We start from the raw sequence: 26,132 nt of genomic DNA on the forward strand, positions 1-26,132 counted from the left end.
AATGAATTATAGAAGTCAGTTAACTTAAAGAGAAGTATATCATGGAAAAAGTTAATTTAGTGTTTGGGACGGTATACGGTAGTGCTCAATTTGTTGCTGAAACATTGACCGATAAAATTGCCGAATTAGATTTCACGGCTAATCTGCTGCAGCCAGCCGATTTAACTGGTTATGTGCCCAGTGAAGATGAGTTATTGATTGTCGTTACTTCAACGACCGGGCAAGGCGATTTACCGGATGATATTGCCCAGTGGTTTAGTGAGCTGAAATCAGTGGCGCCATATTTACCTAAGTTGCAATACAGTATCATTGGTCTTGGGGATTCAAGTTATGAAACCTTTTGTGGTGCCGCTAAACAATTTGATGAGTTATTGTCTGAACTTGGGGCAAAAAAACTCACTGAGACATTAGAGATTGATGCATGCGAAACCATGGAACCTGAAACTGAAGCGATACAATGGATACCAGCTTGGCACGCGGCAGTTCAATCACTCGCCAGTTAAGACGACTTAGCCAGCAATGGTTTAAGTTTGCCCAGCGCCTGAGTCAGGCTCTGCTTATTCCTATTGCCATTTTACCCGCTGCCGGTGTAATGCTAGGTTTATCATTTAATCCACTCCCTTTTATTCCAGCAGAGCTGGCGACGGTTTTCTCCGCTGTTGGTAACCTCATTTTTACTATGATGCCTTTGCTTTTTGCGGTGGCGATATCGATAGGTTTTTGTAAAGATCAAGGCATTGCAGCATTTGTTGCAGTGTTTGGCTACGGGGTCTTTATATCTAGCCTAGGAGCATTTACTGCTATTTATGAGTTAAACTCCCAGCCAATATGGGGAATTGACACCATTGATACAGGTATTGCAGGCGGTATTCTTGTTGGCGCGTTAACCTGTTTTGTTGTTCGGTTAAGTCAGGATGTTAAGTTGCCTGCGATGTTTTCTTTTTTTGAAGGCCAGCGCAGCGCCGCGTTAATCATTATTCCTTTCACAATTGCTCTGGCTTTTTTACTTGCTCATATTTGGCCAACGTTAGCTTACTATATTGATTCACTATCGCTTTGGGCAGTATATCAAGATCCCGCACTTGCCTTCGGTGTTTATGGCACCATTGAACGTTTTTTGATCCCTCTTGGTTTACATCATATTTGGAATGCACCTTTTTATCTTGAAGTGGGTCAGTATTTTCATGAAGGAAAAATGGTTCGTGGTGAAATTGCACGTTATCTTGCAGGCGATCCGTTAGCGGGTAATTTAGCTGGTGGCTATTTAATTAAAATGTGGGGCTTACCTGCTGCTGCATTAGCGATTTGGCGCTGCGCAGATAAATCAGAGCGCAACCGTGTTGCCGGCATTATGTTATCAGCCGCAGCTACAAGTTGGCTTACGGGCATAACTGAACCGATTGAGTTTGCATTTATGTTTGTGGCACCAGTGTTATTTGTTATTCATGCCATATTAACTGGGCTTGCTTATACCGTCTGTATTTTACTTGATGTTAACCATAGTGTGGTGTTTTCCCATGGGTTAATTGATTTCAGTTTATTGTTTGCTCAGTCCAGCAATACCAGTTGGTTCTGGTTTTTAGGGCCATTAACGGCCTTTATTTACTACCTTATTTTTAGAGTCAGTATTTTAGCTTTTAATTTGAAGACACCTGGTCGGTTAGAGCTTGACGACGATGGAAATAAAGAGAGTTTGAGATCAATGATCAGTGCCTTAGGTGGACCTGATAATATCGTTGAATTGAATGCTTGTTTAACTCGATTACGTATTGCGGTTGTCGATCCTAAGCTAGTTGATAAGCCTAGATTGATGAGACTGGGAGCAAAGGGCGTGATTAAAGTAGGCAAGGGGGTACAAGTCGTATTTGGTACTAAAGCAGAAAGCTTAAGAAAGCTATTGCAGAAATATCTCGACACTCGTCAGTAAAATTCAAGTTTAATTATAGAATTATCATCTTTAAGTCATATTTTTATGCATATCCCATCTCAAGGCACTTATTTACTTCGCAATCATAAAAATATATTCCTGAATATTTATTTTCTCAAATGCTGTGTTATTAATGAATGGCTATAAGCGTTTAATATTATTGATATGAGTAGTGTAATTATGAATAACTCCCCTTTAAGTCAACAAAGTGAAACTGCAACGACACCATTACCTCGGAAAATTTTAATTACTGATTGTGAAGATGCTCAAGGATTAATCGCGAACATCACAGGGGTATGTTTTGCTCATCAGCTAAACATTATCAAAAACACCGAATTTGTTGATCATCAGCAAGGCCGTTTTTTCATGCGTACCGTGTTAGAAGGCAAGATTAATGATGAAGCGTTATTGGCAGATCTTCGTCAAGTTTTACCAGAACAAAACCACATGAAGTTAGTTGATGCCGGTAAGAAGCGTATTGTGGTATTAGTGACTAAAGAAGCTCATTGCCTAGGTGATATTCTAATGAAGTCATATTACGGTGGTTTAGACGTCGAAATTGCGGCTGTCATTGGTAATTACGACATTTTGCAAGGCTTAACGGAGAAGTTTGATATCCCGTTTCATTATGTGAGTCATCAAGGGCTTGATAGACAAGAACATGAACAAGCGATGCTTGAAAAGATAAAACATTATTCGCCTGACTATATCGTGCTGGCCAAATTCATGCGTATCCTAACCCCTGAGTTTGTTGCAGAGTTTCCAAATACCATTATCAATATTCATCATTCATTTTTGCCGGCATTTATTGGCGCATCGCCTTATCGCCAAGCGTGGGAAAGGGGGGTTAAAATTATTGGTGCAACAGCGCACTTTGTGAATAACTGTTTAGATGAAGGACCAATCATTAAGCAAGATGTGATTAATGTTGATCATAGTTTTAGCGCTGAAGAAATGGCCCATAACGGCCGTGACGTTGAAAAGAGTGTATTGAGTAAAGCATTGCAATTAGTGCTTGAAGAACAAGTGGTGGTGTACGGCAACAAAACCGTCGTGTTTTAAGCTGTTAGTTGGCAAAAATTCAATAAAAAAGGCTCAGTATCATCTGAGCCTTTTTACGTTAACATCGGAGTGCTTAGTGGTCGTTATGACTTATCATACTCAGTGTTTTATCGATTAATCGACGATACGTAATAATTCGTTAATGCCTACTTTACCGCGAGTTTTAGCGTCAACTTTCTTAACGATGATAGCTGCGTATAAGCTGTAAGTACCACATTTAGATGGTAGGTTACCAGAAACCACTACAGAGCCTGCAGGTACGCGGCCGTAATGCACTTCGCCAGTTTCACGGTCAAAGATACGTGTGCTTTGGCCAATGTATACGCCCATTGAAATTACGCTGCCTTCTTCAACCACAACGCCTTCAACAATTTCACTACGTGCGCCAATGAAACAGTTATCTTCAATGATTGTTGGGCCTGCTTGTAATGGCTCTAGTACGCCACCAATGCCAACACCACCTGATAAATGCACGTTCTTACCGATTTGTGCACAAGATCCAACAGTTGCCCAAGTATCAACCATAGTGCCTTCATCAACGAATGCGCCAAGGTTAACGTAAGATGGCATTAATACGGTGTTCTTACCGATAAATGAACCTTTACGAACGGTTGCTGGTGGGACAACACGAATAGCTTCTTCTTTAAAGCGTTCAGCTGTGTAGTCTGAGAATTTTTGTGGCACTTTATCGAAGTACTTAGTGTCACCGCCTTCAACAACTTCGTTGTCGAAAATACGGAAAGAAAGTAAAACAGCTTTCTTTAACCACTGGTGTACATGCCATTCGCCATCAATCTTTTCTGCTACGCGAGCTTGGCCTTTATCAAGCATGCTAATAACAGTTTCGATATCTGCACGAACACTTGGCTCTACCGTGCTAGGTGTGATGTCCTGACGAGCCTCAAATGCAGCTTCTATGCGTTGGCGTAATGCCTCCATTACTTTCTCCCAAATTGTGTTTATTGATGTAAAGGTTGAGTAAGCGCCTCTGAAAGCGCTTCTGATAATTGTGTTTGTTGAGCTTCGTTGAGCGCTTGGCCTTGAGCTGTTTGTAAAATAAAGAAATCTTCTGCTCTTTCACCAATGGTGGTAATTTTTGCTGATAATAACGTGATATCGCAGCGGTAAAGTACATCACCTACTTTGGCGAGTAGGCCAGGGGTGTCCAGCGCAATTAGCTCCATCATACTTGTATCATGCTTCGCACCCGGTAAGAAACTCACTTGTGTACGAACTTTAAAAGGTTTCATGATTCGTGACATCTTTCTAAACTTTGGTGGTTTAGATTTTTGTGTCGCCAATCTTTTTTCAAGCGACTTTTTAATCGACTGAATGCGTGAAAGTTGGCTGATTGGTTCGCCATCTTGCTCTAATATAACGAATGTATCTAAGGCGAAGTCATCGTTTGATGTCATGATGTTAGCATCATGAACATTTATATTTTTGTTATCTAACACTGTCATAACAGTGGCGAATAACTTGGGTTTGTCTTTGGCGTAAACAAACAGCTCGCTGCCACCACGAGTCGTGTGCTTTGAAATTAACACGAGTGGCTTCTGTTTATCATGTTTGAGTAATGCTTCAGTATGCCATGACACTTGATTGGGTTGATGACGTAAAAAATAATCATCTTTGAACCGGCTCCACAGCTCATTAATCGCTTTTTGTTTAACGCCACGTCTTAATAATTCTTTTTGGGCTTTTTGCTGAATTTCAAGAACCCTGTCAGCCACATCGATTGGTTTTTCTTTGCCACGAGATAGTACCCGCTGAGTTGCAAAATATAAGTCTCTTAACAGAGAGCCTTTCCAGTTATTCCAAGCTTTGTGGTTAGTTGCGCAAATATCTGCCACGGTGAGGCAGTATAAATAACTTAAATGCACTGCATCTTGAACACGATCAGCGAATACTGCGACCACTTCAGGATCTGAAATATCGCGGCGCTGAGCGGTAACTGACATCACCAGATGGTTTTCAACTAACCATGCCACAAGTCGCCCATCGTGATCGCTTAACCCATGTAACTTACAAAAGTCTAATGCATCAGTGGCGCCTAATTTACTGTGGTCGCCACCTCGACCTTTAGCGATGTCATGAAATATGGCGCCTAACACGAGTAAGCCTTTCTTTGGCAATTGATTTATTAGGATTGCGCCCAGTGGGAACTCATCTTTTTGATCGGGTTGGGCAAAGCGTTCAATATTTAGCAGTAATCTATGTGTATGTTCATCAACCGTATAAGCATGGAATAAATCAAACTGCATTTGGCCTTCGATTTTACGCCATGCAGGTAAATAGGAAGATAAAATTCCATGTTTGTGCATTAACGATAATGCGGCAATCCCCCGAGGGTGCTTCAAAATTGCCATGAAATACTTGCGGCATTCTGGGTTATCTTGCAATGGGTCTTTTAGACGACGTCTAGCTTGTCGCAATAGACGTAATGTTGGCGCATATATTCGACGGACATTAGAGTTTTTGGCAACAAGTAAAAATAGATTTAGAATTTGCTCTGGTTGTTGTTCAAATAACTGGTCATCTAATACTTCAATGTATCGACCACGACGTTGATACTTGTCATTTATTGGGTAAATGGTTAACGAAGATGACAAGCTTAATGTGGCACGCTTAAAAAGCTGTAGCAGCATTTCATTAAGCTCCATCACACGTCTTACCGTGCGATAGTAACGCTTCATCATTTGCTCTACAGCGAGCTGAGTACCATCTTCAAAGCCCATCATGCTGGCGACTTGCCTTTGTAAATCGAATAACAATCGATTTTCGTTACGTCCCGAAATCATGTGCAGGCAAAAACGCAGTTGCCATAAAAAATCCTGACATTCTAGAAATTCTGTAAGCTCAACAGGCTCTAAGAAGTCGTGTGCAACTAATTCAGATAGTGAGGCCGCATCAAAGTGGCGCATGGCAACCCATGCGACAGTTTGAATATCACGTAACCCGCCAGGGCATGATTTTAAATTGGGTTCTAAGTCAAAGGCATTTGCTCTGAGGTGGCGTTGGTGCTGCTCTTCAATTTTGCCTAAGAAAAAAGTATCAGACGGCCAAAAATCTTCTTGTCTAATGGCATCATAAAGTTCATCGAACAATGCCTCTTGGCCAATAAGCAACCTGGCTTCAAGTAAATTGGTGGCGGTAGTGATATCGAGCTGACCTTGCTCTAATGTTTCTTTAATAGTGCGAACACTGTGACCGAGTTCTAATCCTGAATCCCAAAGATAGGTAATAAACTGACTGATGGCATCTTTAGCTTGTTGGCTGACACTATCTGATTGGGTTAATAATAGGAGATCGATATCTGAATGGGGGTGAAGCTCGCCGCGACCATATCCGCCCACGGCAATAAGACTAATGTGATGATTATTTAAATCAAATTTGAGCCAGCTTTGTTTTAAAAGGTCATCAACAAATTGGCAACGCTGCTGCACGAGATCCGTTATTGGTTCATTAGCAGTAAATTGCTCCAATAAGCGCTGGTTAAATTCGATGAGCGTGTTTTTAGCTACCAGCGCAGTGTTCATTGATGTCCTTATTTTTACTTAAAAGTTAAATTGATCTTGGGAGGTCTTCTTCGCTTCGCAAAGTCAGAACTTCAACACCTGTTTCAGTGACAAGTAATGTATGTTCCCATTGAGCTGATTTTTTACCATCTGAAGTGGTTACTGTCCAGTTATCTTCTTTATCTAAAACAGTTGTGTAACGTCCAGCATTGATCATTGGCTCGATAGTAAAACACATGCCGGCTTTTAATACTGTGTTGTCATTATTTTTATAGTGTACGACTTGTGGCTCTTCGTGAAAGCCTTCGCCAATACCATGACCACAGTAATCTTGAACGATTGAGTACTTATCTAAACCTGATTTACTGGCTTTAATAAATTTCTCAATGGCAGTACCAATTTCGCCTAGTTTAACCCCTGGACGAACTTTTTTAATCGCAAGGTACAAGCTTTCTTGAGCAATGCGAGCCAATCTTCTGTCTTTTGGGCTCACATCACCAATTAAAAACATTTGTGATGTATCACCGTGGAAACCATCTTTAATGACAGTGATATCGATATTCAAGATATCGCCATCTTTTAATGTATAGCTACTAGGGATACCGTGACATACAACTTCATTAACAGAGGTACAAATGGATTTTGGGAATCCGTGGTAGTTAAGCGGTGCAGAAATAGCGCCGTGTTCTTCGGTAAATTTTGCACAAATGTCGTTAAGCTCATCTGTGGTTACGCCTACCTTGACGAAAGGTGCAATCATTTCTAATACTTCTGCAGCTAACTTACCAGCTACACGCATTTTTTCGATTTGTTCTGCTGTCTTGATGACTATGCTCATGAATTATCTCTTACCGTTATATCAGTCAAAAAAGGCGCAAATAAATTTGGCAAAATTTGTGCTTTACACCTAGTTATGGTATAAAGCGCGCCGTTGTGTTTAAGTCTTAATGAAGCTGTAATTTGAATAAAGTATAAATACTTTCTTCACTTACTGTTCCACTAAGCGTAAAATATGGCGGCCATTATACATGTTATAGATGGCAATTTAACTAAATACTAAATCACACACGTATCGACACATTCTTCGGGGTGCTCTTAGTGCGCTTTTTAAGCAAGCAAGAGTCGAAGGTATGGGATCCGTGGAGGTCTAACCCCCCAAATTAAGGTATATAAAATGACTACTGTTTCAATGCGCGACATGCTTCAAGCTGGTGTTCACTTCGGTCACCAAACTCGTTACTGGAATCCTAAGATGAAGCCTTTCATCTTCGGTGCTCGTAATGGTGTTCACATCATCAACCTTGAGCACACTGTGCCAATGTTCAACGAAGCACTAGCGTTCATCAGCAACGTTGCTTCTAAAAAAGGTAAAATCCTTTTTGTTGGTACTAAGCGCGCTGCTGGCGAAGCTATCAAAGAATCTGCAATGTCTTGTGACCAGTACTACGTTGATCACCGCTGGTTAGGCGGCATGTTGACTAACTGGAAAACTGTTCGTCAGTCAATCAAACGTCTTAAAGAACTAGAAAGCCAGTCAGTAGACGGTACTTTCGACAAGCTTACTAAGAAAGAAGCGTTAATGCGTACTCGCGAGCTAGAGAAGTTAGAAAAATCTCTTGGTGGTATCAAAAACATGGGCGGCTTACCTGACGTATTATTCGTTATCGGTGCTGACCACGAGCATATCGCTATTAAAGAAGCTAACAACTTAGGTATCCCAGTTGTTGCTGTTGTTGATACTAACTCTGCTCCAGATGGCGTTAACTACATCGTTCCTGGTAACGATGATGCTATGCGTTCTATCCGTTTGTACACTTCTTCTGTTGCTGCAGCTGCTAATTCAGGCCGCGGTCAAGATTTAGCTGTTCAAGCTGAGCAAGACGGTTTCGTAGAAACTGTTTAAATAAGGCGTGATGGTTTCCATCCCCCTTATTAACCAATAAAAATTGGTGAGCAGGGGCCTTATGGGCCCCTGTTTTTAAATGCAATATTAGACGAATTAAAATAGAGGATTTAACAATGGCAATTACTGCTGCCCAAGTTAAAGAACTTCGTGACCGCACTGGCGCTGGCATGATGGACTGTAAAAAAGCATTGACTGAAACTAACGGTGATATCGAGCTAGCTATCGATAACATGCGTAAAAGTGGTGCTGCTAAAGCTGCTAAAAAAGCAGGTAACATTGCTGCTGAAGGTACTATCCTTATTCAAGGTGGCGAAGGTTACACAGCTTTATTAGAAGTTAACTGTCAAACTGACTTCGTTGCTAAAGATGGTAACTTCTTAGCGTTTGCTAATGAAGTACTAGCTGTTGCAGCTGCTTCTAAAGTATCTATTGAAGATCTTAAAGCACAATTCGAAGAAACTCGTGTTGCGCTAGTCGCTAAAATCGGTGAAAACATCAACGTTCGTCGCGTTGAATACATCGATGGTGCTGATCAAGCTTCTTACCGTCACGGCGACCGTATCGGTGTTGTTGTAACAGGTGAAGCTGATGCTGAAACGCTTAAGCACATCGCTATGCATGTTGCTGCTTCTAAGCCTGAATTCGTTAATCCAACTGATGTACCTGCTGATGTTGTTGCTCGTGAGCAAGCGCTTCAAGTAGAAATCGCGATGAACGAAGGTAAGCCTCAAGAAATCGCTGAGAAAATGGTTATCGGTCGTATGAAGAAGTTTACTGGTGAGATCTCTCTTACTGGCCAAGCTTACATCATGGAACCAAAGAAAACTGTTGGCGACATTCTTAAAGAGAAAGGCGCTTCAGTAACTAACTTCATTCGTTTAGAAGTTGGTGAAGGTATTGAGAAGAAAGAAGAAGATTTCGCTGCAGAAGTTGCTGCACAAATTGCTGCTACTAAAAAAGCGTAATTAAACATCTCTTCATACCCTAAAGCCGCAGCAACCGCTGCGGTTTTGTTATAATTAGGAAAAAATTATGAGCACCAATCCAAAACCTGCATTTAGACGCGTTCTTTTAAAGTTAAGCGGCGAAGCGTTAATGGGCGAAGAAGGCTTCGGTATTGACCCTAAAGTTCTTGACCGTATGGCGCAAGAAGTAAAGGAGTTAGTTGAACTTGGCATTCAAGTTGGGGTTGTTATTGGTGGTGGTAATCTATTCCGTGGTGAAGGCTTAGCACAAGCTGGTATGAACCGTGTTGTTGGTGACCATATGGGTATGCTTGCAACCGTAATGAATGGCTTAGCAATGCGTGATGCTTTGCATCGTGCCTATGTCAATGCTCGTTTGATGTCTGCAATTCCTTTAAAAGGTGTGTGCGACGATTATAATTGGGCAGAGGCAATCAGTTTATTAAAGTCTGGCCGAGTTGTTATTTTCGCTGCTGGTACAGGTAACCCGTTTTGTACAACTGATTCAGCTGCGTGTTTACGTGGTATTGAAATTGAAGCGGAAGTGGTATTAAAAGGAACAAAAGTTGATGGCGTATACTCAGCTGATCCTATGAAAGACCCTGAAGCTGTAAAATACGATTCATTAACTTATGATGAAGTATTAGAAAATGAATTTAAGGTGATGGACTTAGCTGCATTTACGCTAGCCCGTGACCATGACATGCCTATCTTAGTTTTCAACATGAATAAACCTGGTGCTTTACGTCGTGTTATCATGGGTGAAGAAGAAGGCACGCATATTAAAACTAAATCTTAATAGGTTAGTTTTTAGCTGACAATTTTCATTTGTACGACTGTCGACATAGTAAAATCTATGTGCCATTCTCAGAGAGTCGTTCAAATTATAAGTATTTGTGACCAAAAGGATATTTATCGTGATTGATACAATTAAAGAAGATGCTCAAGACCGTATGAACAAGTGTGTTGATGCTACTAAAAACCAAATGGCTAAAGTACGTACTGGTCGTGCTCACCCAAGCCTACTTGATTCAATTCAAGTGTCTTACTACGGTTCAATGACACCGCTTAAGCAAGTTGCAAATATTGGTATTGAAGATTCTCGTACCCTAAATGTAACCGTATTCGATGCGACTATGGTTCAAGCTGTAGAAAAAGCGATCATGAGTTCTGATTTGGGTCTTAACCCAATGACTGCGGGTAACGCAATGCGTATCCCATTGCCTGCATTAACTGAAGAACGTCGTAAAGATTTCATTAAAGTAGTACGTGGTGAAGCTGAAAATGGTCGTGTTGCCGTACGTAATGTACGTCGTGACGCTATCAGTGAAATCAAAAAGCTTGAAAAAGCGAAAGAGTGTACTGAAGATGATGTTCGTCGTAGTGAAGATGAAATTCAGAAGTTCACCGACGCAAGTATCAAAAATATTGATGGAATTTTAGCTGCTAAAGAAAAAGAATTGATGGAAGTCTAATTCTCGTCCTAGCAAAGCTAGAGTTAAAGCGCCGTGTAAGGTTATACTACACGGCGTTTGTCTATTTGAAAGGGTTGTAATAGATGTCATCCACTGTTGGATATGAGCCAAAAACACAATCGAGTGCTGATATAGAATCGTCGGAAATTTTGCCTGGTCAACTTTCTGATGTGGTTAAGCAGTCGCTTCCTAAACACGTCGCTATAATTATGGACGGTAACGGTCGCTGGGCTCAGCAACAAGGAAAGCCAAGAGTGTTTGGTCATAAGGCTGGGGTTAAAGCAGTGCGCCGCGCTGTGAGTGTCGCCAGTCAACTGGGTATTGAGTCGTTAACCTTATTCGCTTTTTCAAGCGAAAACTGGCGTAGACCAGATAAAGAAGTCAGTTTATTAATGGAATTATTTTTCTCTGTCTTACAAAGAGAAATAAAACTGTTACACAATAATCAAGTTCGATTAAATATCATTGGGGATATCAGTCGTTTTTCTGCACGTTTACAAAAACAGATCGACAAAGCACAACAACAAACAGCAGGAAATACAGGGTTGGTTCTCAATGTTGCCGCAAATTACGGCGGGCGTTGGGATATTTTACAAGCGGCTCAAAAGCTAGCAGATAAAGTCGCTCAAGGTGAAATTGAATCAAGTGATTTGACTGAAGAAACATTAAATCAACAGCTTTGCATGAATGAGCAAAATGAAGTTGATTTGATGATACGTACAGGCGGTGATTACCGTATTAGTAACTTTATTTTATGGCAGGCTGCATACGCGGAATTAGTCTTTACTGAGACTTTGTGGCCAGATTTTAATGAGCAGGCATTTAAAGATGCCCTTGCTGTTTTTGCCAGTAGGCAACGTAGATTTGGTTTGACGGGTAGTCAAATCGAAGAAATACGTGCTATTTAAAAATATTTAAGAGGCTTTTGCTTTGTTAAAACAACGAATTATTACAGTGTTATGGTTACTTCCATTAGTGATTGGCGCCATATTCTTCCTTCCTACTGAGTACTTTGCTTGGGTATTAATCCCTGTCTTTATGATTGGTGCAAAAGAGTGGGGTAGTTTTATTGACCCTAATTGCACTGCAACCCAGTGGACATTTACAGTCACTGTTTCGCTTATTCTAGTGGCGCTTAACTTCTTTGTCCCTGTCGAGAGTTTATGGCTTAAGGGGCAATTGCACCCAATTTATTTTGCCATTATTACCATTGGTCTATTTTGGTGGATTGTTAGTACAGTATTAGTATTTAGCTTTCCTAAAAGTGGTAGCGTCTGGAAAGACAGCCACATGCTTAAATCCATGTTTGGCCAATTGACACTTATCCCTTGTTTTGTATCGTTAATTACCCTTAAATCAATCAGTGCAAACGTTGACCCATACTTTGGTGCTAGTTTAGTGTTTTTAGTCATGTTAGTAGTTTGGGCTGCTGATACTGGTGCTTATTTCGCTGGACGCTCATTGGGCAAACATAAACTAATGCCAAATGTTAGCCCAAATAAGACTTTAGAAGGCTTAGGTGGTGGTTTAGCCGCGACTATGGCTGTTGTTATTGGTGTGATGTATTACTCCCCAGAACAAGAGTTAGGTTTAGTGATAGCAGTTACCTTAATCACAGCCGTTGCTTCTGCATTTGGTGATTTATCTGAAAGCATGTTTAAACGTGCTGCCAACATTAAAGATTCAGGAAAAATCTTACCTGGACACGGCGGTGTATTAGATAGAATGGATAGCCTAACAGCGGCATTACCTGTCTTTACCTTTATTTACCTAGCGTTCTGGATTTAATTTACCATGCAAAATATGGTTATTCTTGGAGCCACGGGCTCGATTGGTAGCAGCACATTAAGTGTGATGAGTCATAATCCTGAGCAGTTTAAGGTTTATGGCCTAGTGGCCAATTCAAGCGTGGATAAAATGTTAGCGCTTTGTATTAAGCATCAGCCTCGTTTTGCTCATATGGTGGATGCAACAGCTGCGAAAACACTTAAGTCAATGTTGCCAGCTAACCTTGCGACAGAAGTTATTACTGGTGAAGATGAACTGATTGGCTTAGTGACTTCATCCAGTGTTGATACTGTGATGGCAGCAATTGTTGGCGCAGCGGGGCTAAGATCTACTTTTGCAGCTGTAAAAGCAGGTAAAAGGGTATTGTTAGCCAATAAAGAAGCCTTGGTAATGTCCGGTGAGCTCTTTATGAATACGACTCGCGACAGTGGCGCCACGTTACTTCCAGTCGATAGTGAGCACAATGCGATTTTTCAATGCATGCCAGCAGAAGTGCAATCAAATCTTGGCCAATGTGATTTATCCGCTGCGGGTATTTCGCATATTTTGCTGACAGGTTCAGGTGGACCATTTTTAACAGCAGATCTTGCGACGTTAGATGCGATGACCCCTGCTCAAGCTTGTAATCACCCTAATTGGTCAATGGGACCTAAAATATCAGTTGATTCAGCGACTATGATGAACAAAGGTCTTGAGTTTATTGAGGCTCGTTGGTTGTTTAATACCAATGCCGAACAACTCAAAGTTGTTATCCATCCTCAAAGTGTCATTCATTCAATGGTGCAGTATTTAGATGGCTCGGTTATCGCGCAAATGGGTAACCCAGATATGCGTACACCGATTGCTCACTGTATGTCTTTTCCTGAAAGAATTTACGCTGGAGTTGAACCTTTGGATTTTTTCAAAGTCCGAGAATTAAGCTTCTGTGAACCTGACTATAATCGTTTCCCTTGTTTAGCACTGGCAATGCAAGCCTGCGAAAAAGGCCAAGAAGCAACAACAGTGTTAAATGCTGCCAACGAAATAGCCGTTGACGCATTTTTAAAGCAACAAATTAAATTTACGGATATTGCTCGCATTAACGAGGTTTGTTTAGAAAAAACGCCTCAATCTTCATTAAGCAGTATCGAAGATATTATGAGTTTAGATGCACAAGCTCGTACTATCGCTAAAGAAGCAATCAAAGCAATTAACTAGTTCGTAGGAGAACGATGTTCGATTTTTTTTGGAACCTAGGGTCATTTATTGTCGCACTGGGTATTTTGATTACTGCACATGAATACGGACATTTTTGGGTCGCACGTCGTTGTGGTATCAAAGTAGAACGTTTTTCTATTGGTTTTGGTAAAACCTTATGGCGCAAAGTAGGCAAAGATGGAACTGAATACGTCATTGCGATGTTGCCATTGGGTGGCTATGTCAAAATGCTGGATGAACGTGTTGAAGACGTACCTGATGAGTTGAAAGATCAAGCTTTCAATCGTAAAACTGTTTGGCAACGTATTGCTGTGGTTTCAGCGGGGCCCATTGCTAACTTTTTGTTCGCGATAGTTGCCTTGTACATTATGTACATGATTGGTGTATCTTCCCTGAAGCCTGTCATTGATACAACAAGAGCGAATACACCTGCGGCACAAATTCAGCTGCAAGAACCTATGCAAATTGTTTCAGTGTCAGGGCAAAAGGTGAGAAACTGGGAAGAAGTTAACCTTGCATTGGTGAGTCATATAGGTGGTACAGAGCTGGATATTAGCCTAATGCCGCTTTCTTTATCTGCACAAAATACTTCAGCACAAGAACAAGCTCAAGTGACAACGTATCAGCTGGATATCAGAAATTGGCAATTTGATCCTGATAAAGAGTCACCGATTACAGCAATGGGATTGGGTATTTATCGCCCAGGTATTGAACCTATTATTGCTTTGGTTACTAAAGGCAGTGCTGCTGAGATGGCAGGGTTAGCTTTAGGCGACGAAATCCTCGAAATTAATCGTCAGCCTTATCAAGATTGGAATGGTTTTGTAGATGTGATACAAACGTCTGCGGACAAAGATGTAGAACTAACTGTTCTAAGAGAAAACAAACAAAAGACCATCATTGTTACTCCTCAGGCGCAGACAAATGCTAATGGGGAAACAATTGGCGTTGTAGGTGTTAGCCCGACTCAAATAGATTGGCCTGAAAGTATGCGCTTCCAGCTTGAGTATGGCATAGTAGATTCCTTTACAGCTGCTGCAGATAAAACATGGCAACTGGTGGTTGTCAGTTTTAAAATGATTGGAAAACTATTTACCGGCGATGTGTCGGTGAAAAACTTGAGCGGTCCGATTTCTATAGCCCAAGGTGCTGGTACCAGTGCTGACTATGGATTGGTGTATTTTCTCGGGTTTATCGCACTCATCAGTGTGAACTTAGGCATCATAAACTTAATGCCTTTGCCAGTGCTTGATGGGGGACACTTGCTGTATTACTTTATCGAAGTGATTACGGGTAAGCCTGTACCAGAGAAGGTACAGGATATAGGATTCAGGTTTGGTGCGGCTATGCTGCTGTTGTTAATGAGCGTTGCGCTTTTTAACGATTTTTCCAGACTCTGAGCAGGGAACACAAATAATTAGAAGTGCTCTATGAGATTGAATAAACTTTTTGCCTCGATGATTTTAGTCGGCGCGTCATTTTCAGGCAATGGTGTGGCTGAGACTTTCCAACCATTTGAAGTGACCGACATCCAGATTGATGGTTTACAACGAGTTGCACTAGGTGCTGCCTTGTTAAGTCTCCCCGTTAAAGTGGGCGATACTGTTGACCAAGTAAAATTACAACAAGCGATTAAAAGCTTGTACGCCTCCACTAACTTTGAAACGATCAATGTTGCCCGTGAAGACGGCGTATTGATTGTGACTGTAAAAGAACGTGCAACAATCAGTGCAGTTACCTTTGAAGGTAACAAAGATATTAAAGATGAGCAGCTTCAAGAAAGCTTGGATGGCTCGGGAATTAAGATCGGTGAGTCACTTGATAGAACCATGTTATCTGGCATTGAAAAAGGCCTACAGGATTTCTATTACGGTGTGGGTAAATACGGTGCAAAAGTTGAAGCGGAAGTTATCAATTTACCTCGTAACCGTGTTGAACTTAAATTCAACTTCACTGAAGGCTTAGCGGCTGAAATTCGCCAAATTAACGTGGTGGGTAACTCAGTATTTTCAGACTCTGAAATTATCGGATTACTTGAGCTTAAAGATTATGTGGCTTGGTGGGATTTATTCGGTGAACGCCGTTATCAAAAACAAAAGCTTCAAGCTGACTTAGAGACGGTTAAAACCTATTATCATAATCAGGGTTATATTCGATTTGAAGTCAGTTCGACTCAAGTTGCAATGACTCCAGATAGAAAGGGACTTTATATCACCATCAATGTTGATGAAGGTGAAAAATATAAAGTGTCTGAAGTTAACTTAACCGGCGAACTAATGGGCCGCGAAAAGTTAATGAAGGCTATTTTGCCAATCAAAGAAGGCGATATGTACAACGGCGGTGATGTGACTTTCACCGAAGAAATGTACAGTAAATATTTAGGCCGTTTTGGTTATGCATACCCAGAAGTTAAAACTTTCCCAGAAATTAACGACGAAACCAAAGAGGTTTCATTAAATATTAATGTTAATCCAGGTAAGCGTGTCTACGTTCGCTCAATCAACTTCAGTGGTAACGCGGTTACTAAAGATGAAGTCATGCGTCGTGAACTGCGCCAAATGGAAGGTGCATGGTTGAACTCGGCGCAAGTTGAGCAATCAAAAGCGCGTTTAAACCGTTTGGGATACTTTGAAACAGTAGATACCGAGACTGTACAAGTTCCAGGTAGCGATGATTTAGTTGACGTTGCATTTAATGTCAAAGAGCAACCTTCAGGTTCGTTTAATGCTGGTGTGGGTTACGGTACTGAGTCTGGTTTGAGTCTTCAGTTTGGTGTTCAGCAAAGTAACTTCTTAGGTACTGGTAATCAGGCTGGTGTCAGCTTGAATACTAACAAGTACTCTAAAAATGTTAACTTTTCTTATACTGACCCATATTTCACTAAAGATGGCGTGAGTTTAGGCGGGAGTATTTACTGGAATGAATTTGATGCAAACGAGGCTAACCTTGAGCGCTATAAAAACAAATCATACGGCATCGCGTTAAACTCAGGTTTTCCGATCAATGAATATAACCGCTTAAATGGTGGCATTGGTTATCGTCATAACTCGATTTCAGAAATTTCAGCATATGAACAAGCATTGCGTTTTTATAATGTATATCGTGAGTCAGATGATCCTAATGCTGATTTAAGTTTTGATAACTTTGAGATGAATGGCGGCTGGTCTCGTAGTACGTTAAACCGTGGTACGTTCCCAACTGATGGTTCGTCACAGCGCTTTAGTGCTAAGGCGACAATTCCTGGTTCAGATTTGCAGTATTTTAAAACAGATTTAGATACTAACTTCTATTTACCATTAACCCGAAATCACGGCTTTGTATTATTGACACGAGCTCGATTAGGTTACGCGAATGGTTATGGTAGCTTCAACCAGAACGATCAAATTTTACCATTCTGGGAAAACTATTATTCTGGTGGTAGTAGTTCATTACGTGGCTTTAAGTCTAACTCTGTTGGCCCACGTTCATTCTATCTCTACCGTGGTAGTGAACCATGTGCACCGGATCCATCTGGTGACAGCTGTTCTTTACCTGGTGAGCCTAACCAAATTCAAGTGAGTTCTGGTCGTTCTATTGGTGGTAACGCCATTGCGACTGCCAGTATGGAAATGATTGTTCCAACTCCGTTCTTGGATGAGGCTTATTCTAATTCAGTACGTACTAGTTTCTTCGTTGATGCTGGTAACGTATGGGATACCGAGTTTGATTATGACTCGTATAGATATCTTCCAGCCGATGAGTTTGATAAATTGGAAGATTATAGTGACCCAAGTCGAATCCGTGCCTCTTGGGGTATGAGTGTTCAATGGTTATCACCGATGGGACCTATGGTGTTTAGCTTGGCTTGGCCGATTAAAGAATACGAAGATGATGAAACTGAAATATTTTCGTTTAATATTGGCAAAACATTCTAAAACAAATATATTCGGCAAGTTTTGCTGATCATAACAAGGAGTCTATTTTGAAAAAGATGGTAAATCGCGCGTTAGTAACAATGGCATTTTTAAGTGCACCTATGATGGCACATGCTGAAAAAATTGCTGTGGTTGATATGGGCGAAGTCTTTGAGCAACTACCTCAACGTGAACAAATTTCACAATCACTAAAAACTGAATTTGGTGATCGAGTTGCTGAAGTACAAAAAATGCAAGAAGAAATGCGTACTATGGTTGAAAAGCAGCAACGTGACGGTGCGTTGATGAGCGAAAGCCAAAAAACAGATCTTGTTCGTAAAATGGAGTCATTAAAATCAGACTTCCAACTTAAAGGCAAAGCACTAGATGAAGACATGCGTCGTCGTCAAGGTGAAGAGCAAAACAAGCTGTTAGTTCAAGTTCAACAGGCTATTGACACCATCGCTGAAAAAGAATCATATGATATCGTTCTTCAACGTGGTGCCGTTATTTACGTTAAGCCTGACGCTGATATCAGCGATAAAGTTGTTCAAGTGTTAAGTAAAGGCAACTAATGAAAACTGTGACTTTAAAAGAGCTTGGTCAGCTGTTGGGCGCATCAATAAAAGGTGACGAATCATTGGTCATAACCAGTGTAGCGACCTTAGAAGATGCGACTCAAGATCAACTTTCTTTTTTAGCCAATAGTAAGTACCGTGCACAGCTTGAGGCTTCTCAAGCTGGTGCGGTGTTATTGAGTGAAAAAGATGCTGAAGATTACCAAGGTAATGCTTTAGTTTTGAAAGATCCTTATGTCGGCTTTGCCCGGATAGCTCAACTTCTCGATACCACACCTAAAGTGACTACTGGCATTCATCCGTCAGCTCAAATCGACCCTTCTGCTCAATTAGGCGATAGTGTGGCTATTGCTGCCAATGCTGTCGTGGGCGCAAATGTCATTATTGGCAATGATGTTCAAATAGGTGCAGGCTCTGTTGTCGGAGAAAAATCTATTATTGGTTCTGGGACTTGCTTAAAAGCGAATGTTACTTTTTACCATAATGTCATTGTAGGTCAGGATTGTATTTTCCACTCAGGTTCTATCATCGGTTCTGATGGTTTTGGTTACGCTAATGAAAAAGGTACCTGGATTAAGATACCGCAAACTGGTGGAGTGAGAATCGGCGATAAAGTCGAGATCGGTGCAGGAACAACTGTTGATTGTGGCGCACTTTCTCCTACAGAAATTCATGATGGTGTGATAATCGACAACCAAGTGCAAATTGCACATAACTGTATCATTGGCCACAATACTGCAATTGCGGGTGCCACAATTATTGCTGGTAGCACAAAAATCGGTAAGTATTGTATTTTCGGTGGCGGCTGTGGTGTCTCAGGGCATTTAAATGTCGTTGACGGGACTCAAGTATCTGGTGGTACCAATGTAACTAGTGATATTCGTAAACCAGGTCTGTATTCATCTGCTACAATTGCAATGGATAACAAGACGTGGCGTCGTAATACTGTTCGTTTTCGCCACTTAGACGAATTATTCAATCGTGTTAAAACGATTGAAAAGAAAATCAAAGATTAGAAGTCATGGCTCGACAGAGCCATTGCGAGGAATTAAGCGTGTCAAACCAATTAAATACAATGGATATTGAAGAAATTCTTCAGTATCTTCCTCATAGATATCCATTTTTGTTAGTTGACCGTGTATTAGATTATACCGTGGGTGAATCTTTGCATGCGATTAAAAACGTGACGTTTAATGAACCATTTTTCCAAGGTCACTTCCCAGTTAAGCCTGTTATGCCTGGTGTTCTTATTATTGAAGCTATGGCACAAGCAACAGGTTTATTGGCATTCAAGACCATGAGCCCTGAGCCTTCACCAGATGTTTTATATTTGCTAGCTGGTGTCGATAAGGCGCGTTTTAAACGCGTTGTGTCTCCTGGTGACCAAGTTCATTTTCATGTCAAAATGATTAAAGAGCGCCGAGGGATTGGTGTATTCGAAGGACAGGCATTCGTAGATGGTGAACTAGCTTGTTCTGCCGAAATCATGTGTGCACGTAGAGAGATCAACAAGTGATTGATAAGTTAGCATTCGTACACCCTGACGCAAAAATTGGCAATAATGTCACCATTGGCCCATGGAGTTATATTGGCGCAGATGTTGAAATTGGCGACGACACTTGGGTCAGTTCTCATGTTGTTATCAAAGGCCCTAGTGTCATTGGTAAGGGTAACCGCTTTTTCCAGTTCTCTTCTATCGGTGAAGAGTGTCAGGATAAAAAATATGCCGGTGAGCCAACGACCTTAATCATGGGTGATAATAATATTATCCGTGAAAACGTAACTATTCACCGCGGCACAATTCAAGATAACAGTGAAACCCGTATTGGTTCAAACAACCTATTGATGGCTTATGTGCATATTGCTCATGACTGTGTCTTAGGTGACAACATCATCATGGCAAATAATGCATCTATCGCAGGTCATGTTCATGTTGGTGATTGGGCTATTTTGGGTGGAATGACTGGCGTTCATCAGTTCGTGCATATTGGTGCGCATGCTTTTACTGCTGGCTCATCAACTATTTTCCAGGATGTACCTCCGTTTGTAATGGCTGCAGGTAGTCCGGCGATTCCTCGAGGCTTAAATGCTGAAGGTCTTAAACGTCGTGGTTTTACCAAAGAAACCCAACATGCAATCCGTCGTACTTATAAGTCGCTGTACCGTAAAAACTTAACCATCGAAGAAGCACTCGCTGAAATCACAGAAGATGCTGAAACTGATGAATACGTTAAAGGTATGGTTGATTTTATTAATGGCTCATCTCGTGGGATCATTCGATAGAATACATAATGACAAATAATACCCCTCGTATATTTGCAATGGTCGCCGGAGAAATCTCCGGCGATATTTTAGGTGCAGGATTAATTAAATCTTTGCAAAAACAATATCCAGATGCCCGATTTATCGGCATTGGCGGCCCGCAGATGGAAGCATTAGGCTTTGAAAGCTTTTTTTCTTATGAAGAGCTTGCTGTGATGGGGATTGTTGAAGTCCTAGGGCGATTACCAAGATTACTCAAGGTTAGGGCAACGCTAATTGAAGAAATATGCCAAGCGAAACCTGACTGTTTTATTGGTATCGATGCACCTGATTTTAATATCGGTCTTGAGCTAAAGCTTAAGAATAAAGGTATTAAAACTGTTCATTATGTCAGTCCATCTGTTTGGGCTTGGCGTCCAAAACGAATCTTTAAAATAGCGAAAGCCACTAACATGGTATTGTCGCTACTGCCTTTTGAAAAAGCATTTTACGATAAGTACCAAGTGCCTTGCACTTTTGTTGGTCATACATTGGCTGATGATATTCCAATGGAAAGTGACAAACTTGCTGCACGCAAATTACTCGGATTAGATCCTCACGCTGAGTACCTAGCGGTATTGCCAGGTTCTCGTGGTAGTGAGCTTAAACAGCTTGCAGAGCCTTTTATCAAGGCGATTGTCATCGTTAAACAGAAATATCCAGATATAAAGTTTGTCACGCCATTAGTTAATCAAGCTCGCAGAGAACAATTTGTTGCCGCGCTTAAAGAGTTTGCTCCTGACTTAGAAATCGAATTGATTGAAGGGCGGTCTCGTGAAGTAATGGCAGCATCAGATGCAATATTATTAGCATCAGGTACTGCAGCTTTAGAAGCTATGCTAGTTAAACGTCCGACAGTCATGTCTTATCGCGTGAATGGGCTGACATATAGTATCGCTAAAAGACTGATGAGCCTTGAACATTATTCGCTACCCAATTTATTAGCCGATCGCGCTTTAATTCCGGAAGTTGTCCAAGACGAATGTAATGAACATAATATTGCCGCAGCAGTAATTGAACAATTGAATATCGATTTTGCACCTTTGAAAGCAGAGTTTGAAAAGATGCACCTAACACTTCGTTGTAATGCGAGTGACCGAGCTGCCGACGCAGTAATTAAAGTGATAAACGAGCACTAACGAACCATTATCCAAAATAATAACCCATCACAAGAGAAAGTGTCATGAGTAGAATTCCTGCGGTGATAAAAGGCATTACACCTGAACAAGTTGAATATATTAGCCGTGGTGTAGTTGCTGGTGTGGATGAAGTCGGTCGTGGCCCACTAGTAGGGGACGTTGTTACCGCTGCAGTTATATTAGATCCTAACAATCCGATTACTGGATTAAATGACTCGAAAAAACTGTCTGAGAAACGCCGCGTCATTTTATTTACCGAAATCATGGATAAAGCCTTAGCGATTAGCATAGGGCGAGCAACACCAGCTGAAATTGATGAGATAAATATTCTCCATGCAACCATGTTAGCAATGCAACGTGCAGTTGCGGGGTTAACAATTACTCCAGAGCGTGTATTGGTTGATGGTAATCGTTCTCCAGACTTTGGCATTCAAAGTCACGCAATCATCAAAGGTGATGGACTCGTTGCAGCTATCAGTGCAGCATCAATTATTGCTAAAGTAACTCGAGACAAAGAAATGACTGAGCTTGATGCGCGTTATCCTCAATATGGATTTGCCAATCATAAAGGTTACCCAACAAAAGCTCACTTTGAAGCACTTGAGGCCCACGGGATTTTAGATGAGCATCGTAAGAGCTTTAAACCAGTGATGGCGCTTTTAAATAAAAGTTAATTCTCAATCAAATATCTACGTTTAATATAAGTCGGATGAGCTGTTACTCTAATTAATACAGATGGATAGAGTAAATGTTTTTCAGCTCATTTAAAAATCAATCTCGACATCGCAATATTGATAATTCACTATTATAAACTGGGTTAGTTTGCTAATCTGGTCAGCGGTTTTTCCTTTTAATCACGCATTTCAAAGATATTATAATCTATGTCCGATCCTCGTTTCGTCCACCTTCGTGTTCACAGTGATTTTTCCATGTCTGATGGCGTGGCAAAAGTTAAACCTATTCTCGCTAAAGCTTCAGAGCTTGGAATGGGGGCTTTAGCCATAACCGACCAAAATAATTTTTGTGGTTTAGTTAAATTCTACGGTGGTTGTCATGGCGCGGGCATCAAACCGATTGTCGGTGCCGATTTTTGGATGAAAGTGCCAGGTTTTGATGACGACTTTTGCGCACTAACCATCATTGCCTTAGATAATGATGGCTATCAGAGTTTGACTCAGTTGATCAGTGAAGCCTACTTACGTGGTCAGATTAATGGTCGCGTTGTAATTGACCAAGAGTGGTTGGTGAAATTTAATAAAGGTATTTTATTAATTTCAGGGGCAAAAGAGGGCGATGTCGGTAAGGCGCTATTAAAAGATAATACAACTCAAGTGACTGAGTTAGTCGAGTTTTATAAAACTCATTTCGAAAATCGATATTTTCTAGAGCTCATTCGAACAGGGCGTCCCGACGAAGAACGCTATTTACATATGGCGGTTAAACTCGCCTCAGAAAATGATTTGCCAGTCGTCGCAACCAATCAAGTTGTGTTTTTGAAGGCCGATGATTTTGAGTCCCATGAAATTAGGGTCGCCATTCATGACGGCTTCACCTTAGCTGATCCTCGCCGCCCTAAAAAATACAGTGAACAACAATATTTGCGCACAGAAGAAGAAATGTGCGAACTATTTGCTGATATCCCGTCGGCAATTGCCAATACTGTGGAAATAGCTAAACGTTGTAACGTGACGATTCGTCTAAATGAGTATTTCTTACCTAACTTTCCAACAGGTGACTTATCTATTGAGGATTTCCTCGTTGATATTTCAGAGAAGGGATTAGAGGAACGACTCGAGTTTTTGTTTCCAGATGAACAAGAGCGAATAGAAAAACGTCCAGAGTACGATGAACGCCTTGATATTGAATTGAAAGTAATTAACCAGATGGGATTCCCTGGTTACTTCTTGATCGTAATGGAGTTCATTCAATGGGGTAAAGATAATGATATCCCCGTTGGACCTGGCCGTGGTTCTGGTGCGGGTTCACTGGTGGCTTATGCGCTTAAAATTACCGACCTAGATCCACTAGAATATGATTTACTGTTCGAGCGTTTCTTAAACCCTGAACGTGTCTCAATGCCCGATTTCGACGTCGATTTCTGTATGGATCGTCGTGATGAAGTCATTGATCACGTAGCCGAACTATATGGACGTGACGCTGTATCGCAGATTATTACCTTCGGCACCATGGCTGCAAAAGCAGTTGTACGAGATGTTGGTCGTGCGCTCGGTCATCCATATGGTTTTGTTGAGCGCCTCACGAAAATGATCCCGGCAGAACCAGGGATGACACTGACAAAAGCATTTGAGGTAGAGCCATCGCTTCCTGAAGCTTATAGCGCAGATGAAGATGTACGCGAACTAATTGATATGTGTCGCCGTTTAGAGGGCGTGACACGTAATGCGGGTAAACATGCCGGTGGTGTTGTTATCTCGCCAACCGTCATCACAGACTTTTCACCACTATATTGCGATGCTGAAGGTTTAAACCCAGTCACTCAGTTTGATAAGAATGATGTAGAAACCGCGGGTCTAGTTAAATTCGATTTCTTGGGATTAAGAACCCTAACGATTATTGACTGGGCACTGCAAATGATTAATCCACGCCTAGAAAAAGTGGGACAAGATCCGGTAAGAATTGAATCTATTAGCTTAACCGATCCTAAATCATTCAGATTATTGCAACGCTACGAAACTACCGCGGTATTCCAGTTAGAATCACGCGGAATGAAAGATTTGATTAAACGTCTTCAGCCCGATTGTTTTGAAGACATGATTGCACTGGTTGCACTTTTCCGTCCAGGCCCACTGCAATCGGGCATGGTAGATAACTTTATTGAACGTAAGCATGGCCGTGAAGAGGTGTCATACCCTGATGCTGAATACCAGCATGAGTCATTAAAAGAGCTGTTAGAACCGACCTACGGCATTATTTTGTATCAAGAACAAGTAATGCAAATTGCACAGGTACTTGCTGGTTACACCCTTGGTGGAGCAGATATGCTTCGTCGTGCAATGGGTAAGAAAAAACCAGAAGAAATGGCTAAACAGCGTGGCACCTTCGAAGAAGGGGCGATCAACAACGGTGTAGACGGCCCCTTATCGATGAAAATTTTCGATTTGGTTGAAAAATTCGCAGGTTACGGTTTTAACAAATCTCACTCAGCAGCCTATGCTTTAGTGTCATATCAAACCCTATGGCTCAAAACCCATTACCCTGCTGAATTTATGGCTGCGGTAATGTCTGCAGATATGGATAACACTGATAAAATTGTTATCTTAGTCGATGAATGTGAACGAATGGGGCTACCGCTTATTCCACCTGATGTGAATAAAGGCCTGTTTAAGTTTACCGTCGATGATGACCTTAATATTGTTTATGGTATTGGTGCGATTAAAGGTGTAGGTGATGGCCCAGTAGAGTCCATTCTCAACGCGCGTAAAGATGGACCTTTTACCGATTTATTTGATTTCTGTGCACGTATTGATCTTAAAAAGCTGAATAAGCGTGTGATTGAAAAGCTTATTTGCGCCGGCGCATTAGATAACTTAGGCCCACATCGTGCCTCGATGATGGCCACCTTGCCAGAAGCGATTTTAGCCGCAGCACAACATGCTAAAGCTGAAGCCATTGGCCAAAATGATATGTTTGGCTTATTAAATTCAGAGCCTGAAGACAACAAACAAAACTTTGTGCAATGTGCAACTTGGCCTGACAAGATATGGTTAGAAGGTGAGCGAGATACGTTAGGATTATATCTAACTGGTCATCCAATCAACCAGTATTTAAAAGAGTTAAAGCAATACACTTCAGGTCGTTTAAAAGATGTTCACCCAACTGATCGCGGCAAAACCATGAAAGCGGCAGGGTTAGTGATTGCTACCCGAGTGATGATTACTAAACGTGGTTCTAAAATGGGCTTAGTCACCTTAGATGATAAAAGTGCGCGTTTAGAGGTCATGCTATTTACTGAAGCATTTGAAAAATTTAACCACCTTTTAGAAAAAGATAAGATTTTGATTTGTGAGGGTGAAGTTAGCTTTGATGATTTTGCTGGCGGTAATCGTATGACCGCCCGAAATATCATCGAAATAGGCGAGGCTCGCAGTCATTTTGCTAATGCGGTAGAAATTAATATTACCGCTGATGACATCAATCAAGCTTGGCTTGAGCAGTTCGAACAGGCATTATCACCATGGAAAAATGGCAGTGTACCGGTGATTATTCATTATCAGCAGCAAGAAGCGGCGGGGCAGTTAACCCTAGGTGATGAATGGCGGGTGAATCCAACTGATGAACTGATGTTAGCCATTGAAAGCTTAGTCGGCTCTAATAATGTGAAAATTGTTTTTTAATTGATTAATATGTTCAATGATGATTATT

At 41.2% G+C, this 26,132-nt stretch carries 22 protein-coding genes; 19 read left to right on the forward strand and 3 right to left on the reverse strand.

The genetic code is table 11. The features are described 5' to 3' along the window. Positions 1–41: 41 nt before the first annotated feature. The 3 genes from L2737_RS02545 to purU all read left to right on the forward strand — a co-directional run bounded on the left by L2737_RS02545 (position 42) and on the right by purU (position 2,989). Positions 42–503 (forward strand): flavodoxin, encoded by a 462-nt coding sequence (locus L2737_RS02545; protein WP_248954660.1) that lies wholly within the window; start codon positions 42–44, stop codon positions 501–503. Then, entirely contained in the window at positions 458–1,927 is a 1,470-nt protein-coding gene (locus L2737_RS02550) for a PTS transporter subunit EIIC (RefSeq protein WP_248954661.1), read from the forward strand. The genes L2737_RS02545 and L2737_RS02550 overlap by 46 nt, the downstream gene beginning before the upstream one ends. Before the next feature lie 180 nt (positions 1,928–2,107). Then, positions 2,108–2,989, forward strand: coding sequence for a formyltetrahydrofolate deformylase (purU, locus tag L2737_RS02555; RefSeq protein ID WP_229367445.1), 882 nt, complete (start codon positions 2,108–2,110; stop codon positions 2,987–2,989). Positions 2,990–3,103: 114 nt separating this feature from the next. Here the strand turns inward: purU and dapD are convergent, their stop codons facing one another. Genes dapD through map form a run of 3 tightly spaced genes read right to left on the reverse strand, consistent with a single transcriptional unit; the run spans position 3,104 to position 7,345 of the window. Beyond that, positions 3,104–3,928: a 2,3,4,5-tetrahydropyridine-2,6-dicarboxylate N-succinyltransferase gene (gene dapD, locus L2737_RS02560; RefSeq protein WP_102527878.1), complete on the reverse strand. Its 825-nt coding sequence runs from the start codon at positions 3,926–3,928 to the stop codon at positions 3,104–3,106. Between the two features lie 20 nt (positions 3,929–3,948). Continuing rightward, positions 3,949–6,528, reverse strand: coding sequence for a bifunctional uridylyltransferase/uridylyl-removing protein GlnD (gene glnD, locus L2737_RS02565; protein WP_248954662.1), 2,580 nt, complete (start codon positions 6,526–6,528; stop codon positions 3,949–3,951). Positions 6,529–6,553: 25 nt separating this feature from the next. Beyond that, on the reverse strand, positions 6,554–7,345 hold the full coding sequence (gene map, locus L2737_RS02570) for a type I methionyl aminopeptidase (protein WP_248954663.1): 792 nt from the start codon (positions 7,343–7,345) through the stop codon (positions 6,554–6,556). Positions 7,346–7,681: 336 nt separating this feature from the next. Between map and rpsB the strand changes: the two genes are divergently transcribed. The 16 genes from rpsB to dnaE all read left to right on the forward strand — a co-directional run bounded on the left by rpsB (position 7,682) and on the right by dnaE (position 26,104). Next, positions 7,682–8,410: a 30S ribosomal protein S2 gene (gene rpsB / locus L2737_RS02575; RefSeq protein WP_102527881.1), complete on the forward strand. Its 729-nt coding sequence runs from the start codon at positions 7,682–7,684 to the stop codon at positions 8,408–8,410. A 116-nt stretch (positions 8,411–8,526) separates the two neighbouring features. Then, positions 8,527–9,378 carry a translation elongation factor Ts gene (gene tsf / locus L2737_RS02580; protein WP_102527882.1) on the forward strand — a complete coding sequence of 284 codons (852 nt, stop codon included), beginning with the start codon at positions 8,527–8,529 and terminating at the stop codon, positions 9,376–9,378. Positions 9,379–9,445: 67 nt separating this feature from the next. Further along, positions 9,446–10,177 (forward strand): UMP kinase, encoded by a 732-nt coding sequence (gene pyrH, locus L2737_RS02585; RefSeq protein WP_102527883.1) that lies wholly within the window; start codon positions 9,446–9,448, stop codon positions 10,175–10,177. A 118-nt stretch (positions 10,178–10,295) separates the two neighbouring features. After that, positions 10,296–10,853, forward strand: coding sequence for a ribosome recycling factor (gene frr, locus L2737_RS02590; RefSeq protein ID WP_102527884.1), 558 nt, complete (start codon positions 10,296–10,298; stop codon positions 10,851–10,853). Positions 10,854–10,936: 83 nt separating this feature from the next. After that, positions 10,937–11,761: an undecaprenyl pyrophosphate synthase gene (gene uppS / locus L2737_RS02595; RefSeq protein WP_248954664.1), complete on the forward strand. Its 825-nt coding sequence runs from the start codon at positions 10,937–10,939 to the stop codon at positions 11,759–11,761. A 22-nt stretch (positions 11,762–11,783) separates the two neighbouring features. Continuing rightward, positions 11,784–12,641 (forward strand): phosphatidate cytidylyltransferase, encoded by an 858-nt coding sequence (locus L2737_RS02600; protein ID WP_248954665.1) that lies wholly within the window; start codon positions 11,784–11,786, stop codon positions 12,639–12,641. 6 nt (positions 12,642–12,647) lie between these two features. Beyond that, the gene (gene ispC, locus L2737_RS02605) at positions 12,648–13,838 is read left to right on the forward strand and encodes a 1-deoxy-D-xylulose-5-phosphate reductoisomerase (protein WP_248954666.1); all 1,191 of its coding nucleotides are present in this window, start codon (positions 12,648–12,650) and stop codon (positions 13,836–13,838) included. A gap of 14 nt (positions 13,839–13,852) precedes the next feature. Further along, positions 13,853–15,238, forward strand: coding sequence for a sigma E protease regulator RseP (gene rseP / locus L2737_RS02610; RefSeq protein WP_248954667.1), 1,386 nt, complete (start codon positions 13,853–13,855; stop codon positions 15,236–15,238). A 30-nt stretch (positions 15,239–15,268) separates the two neighbouring features. Next, positions 15,269–17,752, forward strand: a complete 2,484-nt coding sequence (gene bamA, locus L2737_RS02615; protein ID WP_248954668.1) for an outer membrane protein assembly factor BamA — start codon at positions 15,269–15,271, stop codon at positions 17,750–17,752. A 56-nt stretch (positions 17,753–17,808) separates the two neighbouring features. Continuing rightward, a complete protein-coding gene (locus L2737_RS02620) occupies positions 17,809–18,306 on the forward strand; it encodes an OmpH/Skp family outer membrane protein (RefSeq protein WP_102527890.1) in 498 nt (165 codons plus the stop codon). After that, entirely contained in the window at positions 18,306–19,325 is a 1,020-nt protein-coding gene (lpxD, locus tag L2737_RS02625) for a UDP-3-O-(3-hydroxymyristoyl)glucosamine N-acyltransferase (RefSeq protein ID WP_248954669.1), read from the forward strand. The genes L2737_RS02620 and lpxD overlap by 1 nt, the downstream gene beginning before the upstream one ends. Before the next feature lie 38 nt (positions 19,326–19,363). After that, a complete protein-coding gene (gene fabZ / locus L2737_RS02630) occupies positions 19,364–19,825 on the forward strand; it encodes a 3-hydroxyacyl-ACP dehydratase FabZ (protein WP_220753863.1) in 462 nt (153 codons plus the stop codon). After that, complete coding sequence (gene lpxA / locus L2737_RS02635) at positions 19,822–20,592, forward strand: acyl-ACP--UDP-N-acetylglucosamine O-acyltransferase (RefSeq protein WP_229367437.1); 771 nt, start codon at positions 19,822–19,824, stop codon at positions 20,590–20,592. Before fabZ ends, lpxA begins: the two co-directional genes overlap by 4 nt. A gap of 8 nt (positions 20,593–20,600) precedes the next feature. Beyond that, a complete protein-coding gene (gene lpxB, locus L2737_RS02640) occupies positions 20,601–21,749 on the forward strand; it encodes a lipid-A-disaccharide synthase (RefSeq protein WP_248954670.1) in 1,149 nt (382 codons plus the stop codon). 44 nt (positions 21,750–21,793) lie between these two features. Next, positions 21,794–22,423: a ribonuclease HII gene (gene rnhB / locus L2737_RS02645; RefSeq protein WP_248954671.1), complete on the forward strand. Its 630-nt coding sequence runs from the start codon at positions 21,794–21,796 to the stop codon at positions 22,421–22,423. A gap of 207 nt (positions 22,424–22,630) precedes the next feature. Continuing rightward, a complete protein-coding gene (dnaE, locus tag L2737_RS02650) occupies positions 22,631–26,104 on the forward strand; it encodes a DNA polymerase III subunit alpha (RefSeq protein WP_248954672.1) in 3,474 nt (1,157 codons plus the stop codon). The last annotated feature ends 28 nt before the right edge of the window (positions 26,105–26,132 follow it).

This window comes from Shewanella electrodiphila, from assembly GCF_023283985.1.
Classification (GTDB): Bacteria; Pseudomonadota; Gammaproteobacteria; order Enterobacterales; family Shewanellaceae; genus Shewanella; species Shewanella electrodiphila.

Coding starts and splice junctions, on each gene's coding strand:
- bamA (WP_248954668.1), top strand. CDS start 15,269: ATGAGATTGAATAAACTTTTTGCCTCGATGATTTTAGTCGGCGCGTCA.
- lpxD (WP_248954669.1), top strand. CDS start 18,306: ATGAAAACTGTGACTTTAAAAGAGCTTGGTCAGCTGTTGGGCGCATCA.
- rpsB (WP_102527881.1), top strand. CDS start 7,682: ATGACTACTGTTTCAATGCGCGACATGCTTCAAGCTGGTGTTCACTTC.
- purU (WP_229367445.1), top strand. CDS start 2,108: ATGAATAACTCCCCTTTAAGTCAACAAAGTGAAACTGCAACGACACCA.
- dapD (WP_102527878.1), bottom strand. CDS start 3,928: ATGGAGGCATTACGCCAACGCATAGAAGCTGCATTTGAGGCTCGTCAG.
- L2737_RS02545 (WP_248954660.1), top strand. CDS start 42: ATGGAAAAAGTTAATTTAGTGTTTGGGACGGTATACGGTAGTGCTCAA.
- map (WP_248954663.1), bottom strand. CDS start 7,345: ATGAGCATAGTCATCAAGACAGCAGAACAAATCGAAAAAATGCGTGTA.
- dnaE (WP_248954672.1), top strand. CDS start 22,631: ATGTCCGATCCTCGTTTCGTCCACCTTCGTGTTCACAGTGATTTTTCC.
- lpxB (WP_248954670.1), top strand. CDS start 20,601: ATGACAAATAATACCCCTCGTATATTTGCAATGGTCGCCGGAGAAATC.
- L2737_RS02620 (WP_102527890.1), top strand. CDS start 17,809: ATGGTAAATCGCGCGTTAGTAACAATGGCATTTTTAAGTGCACCTATG.
- rnhB (WP_248954671.1), top strand. CDS start 21,794: ATGAGTAGAATTCCTGCGGTGATAAAAGGCATTACACCTGAACAAGTT.
- L2737_RS02550 (WP_248954661.1), top strand. CDS start 458: ATGGATACCAGCTTGGCACGCGGCAGTTCAATCACTCGCCAGTTAAGA.
- rseP (WP_248954667.1), top strand. CDS start 13,853: ATGTTCGATTTTTTTTGGAACCTAGGGTCATTTATTGTCGCACTGGGT.
- tsf (WP_102527882.1), top strand. CDS start 8,527: ATGGCAATTACTGCTGCCCAAGTTAAAGAACTTCGTGACCGCACTGGC.
- pyrH (WP_102527883.1), top strand. CDS start 9,446: ATGAGCACCAATCCAAAACCTGCATTTAGACGCGTTCTTTTAAAGTTA.
- ispC (WP_248954666.1), top strand. CDS start 12,648: ATGCAAAATATGGTTATTCTTGGAGCCACGGGCTCGATTGGTAGCAGC.
- uppS (WP_248954664.1), top strand. CDS start 10,937: ATGTCATCCACTGTTGGATATGAGCCAAAAACACAATCGAGTGCTGAT.
- glnD (WP_248954662.1), bottom strand. CDS start 6,528: ATGAACACTGCGCTGGTAGCTAAAAACACGCTCATCGAATTTAACCAG.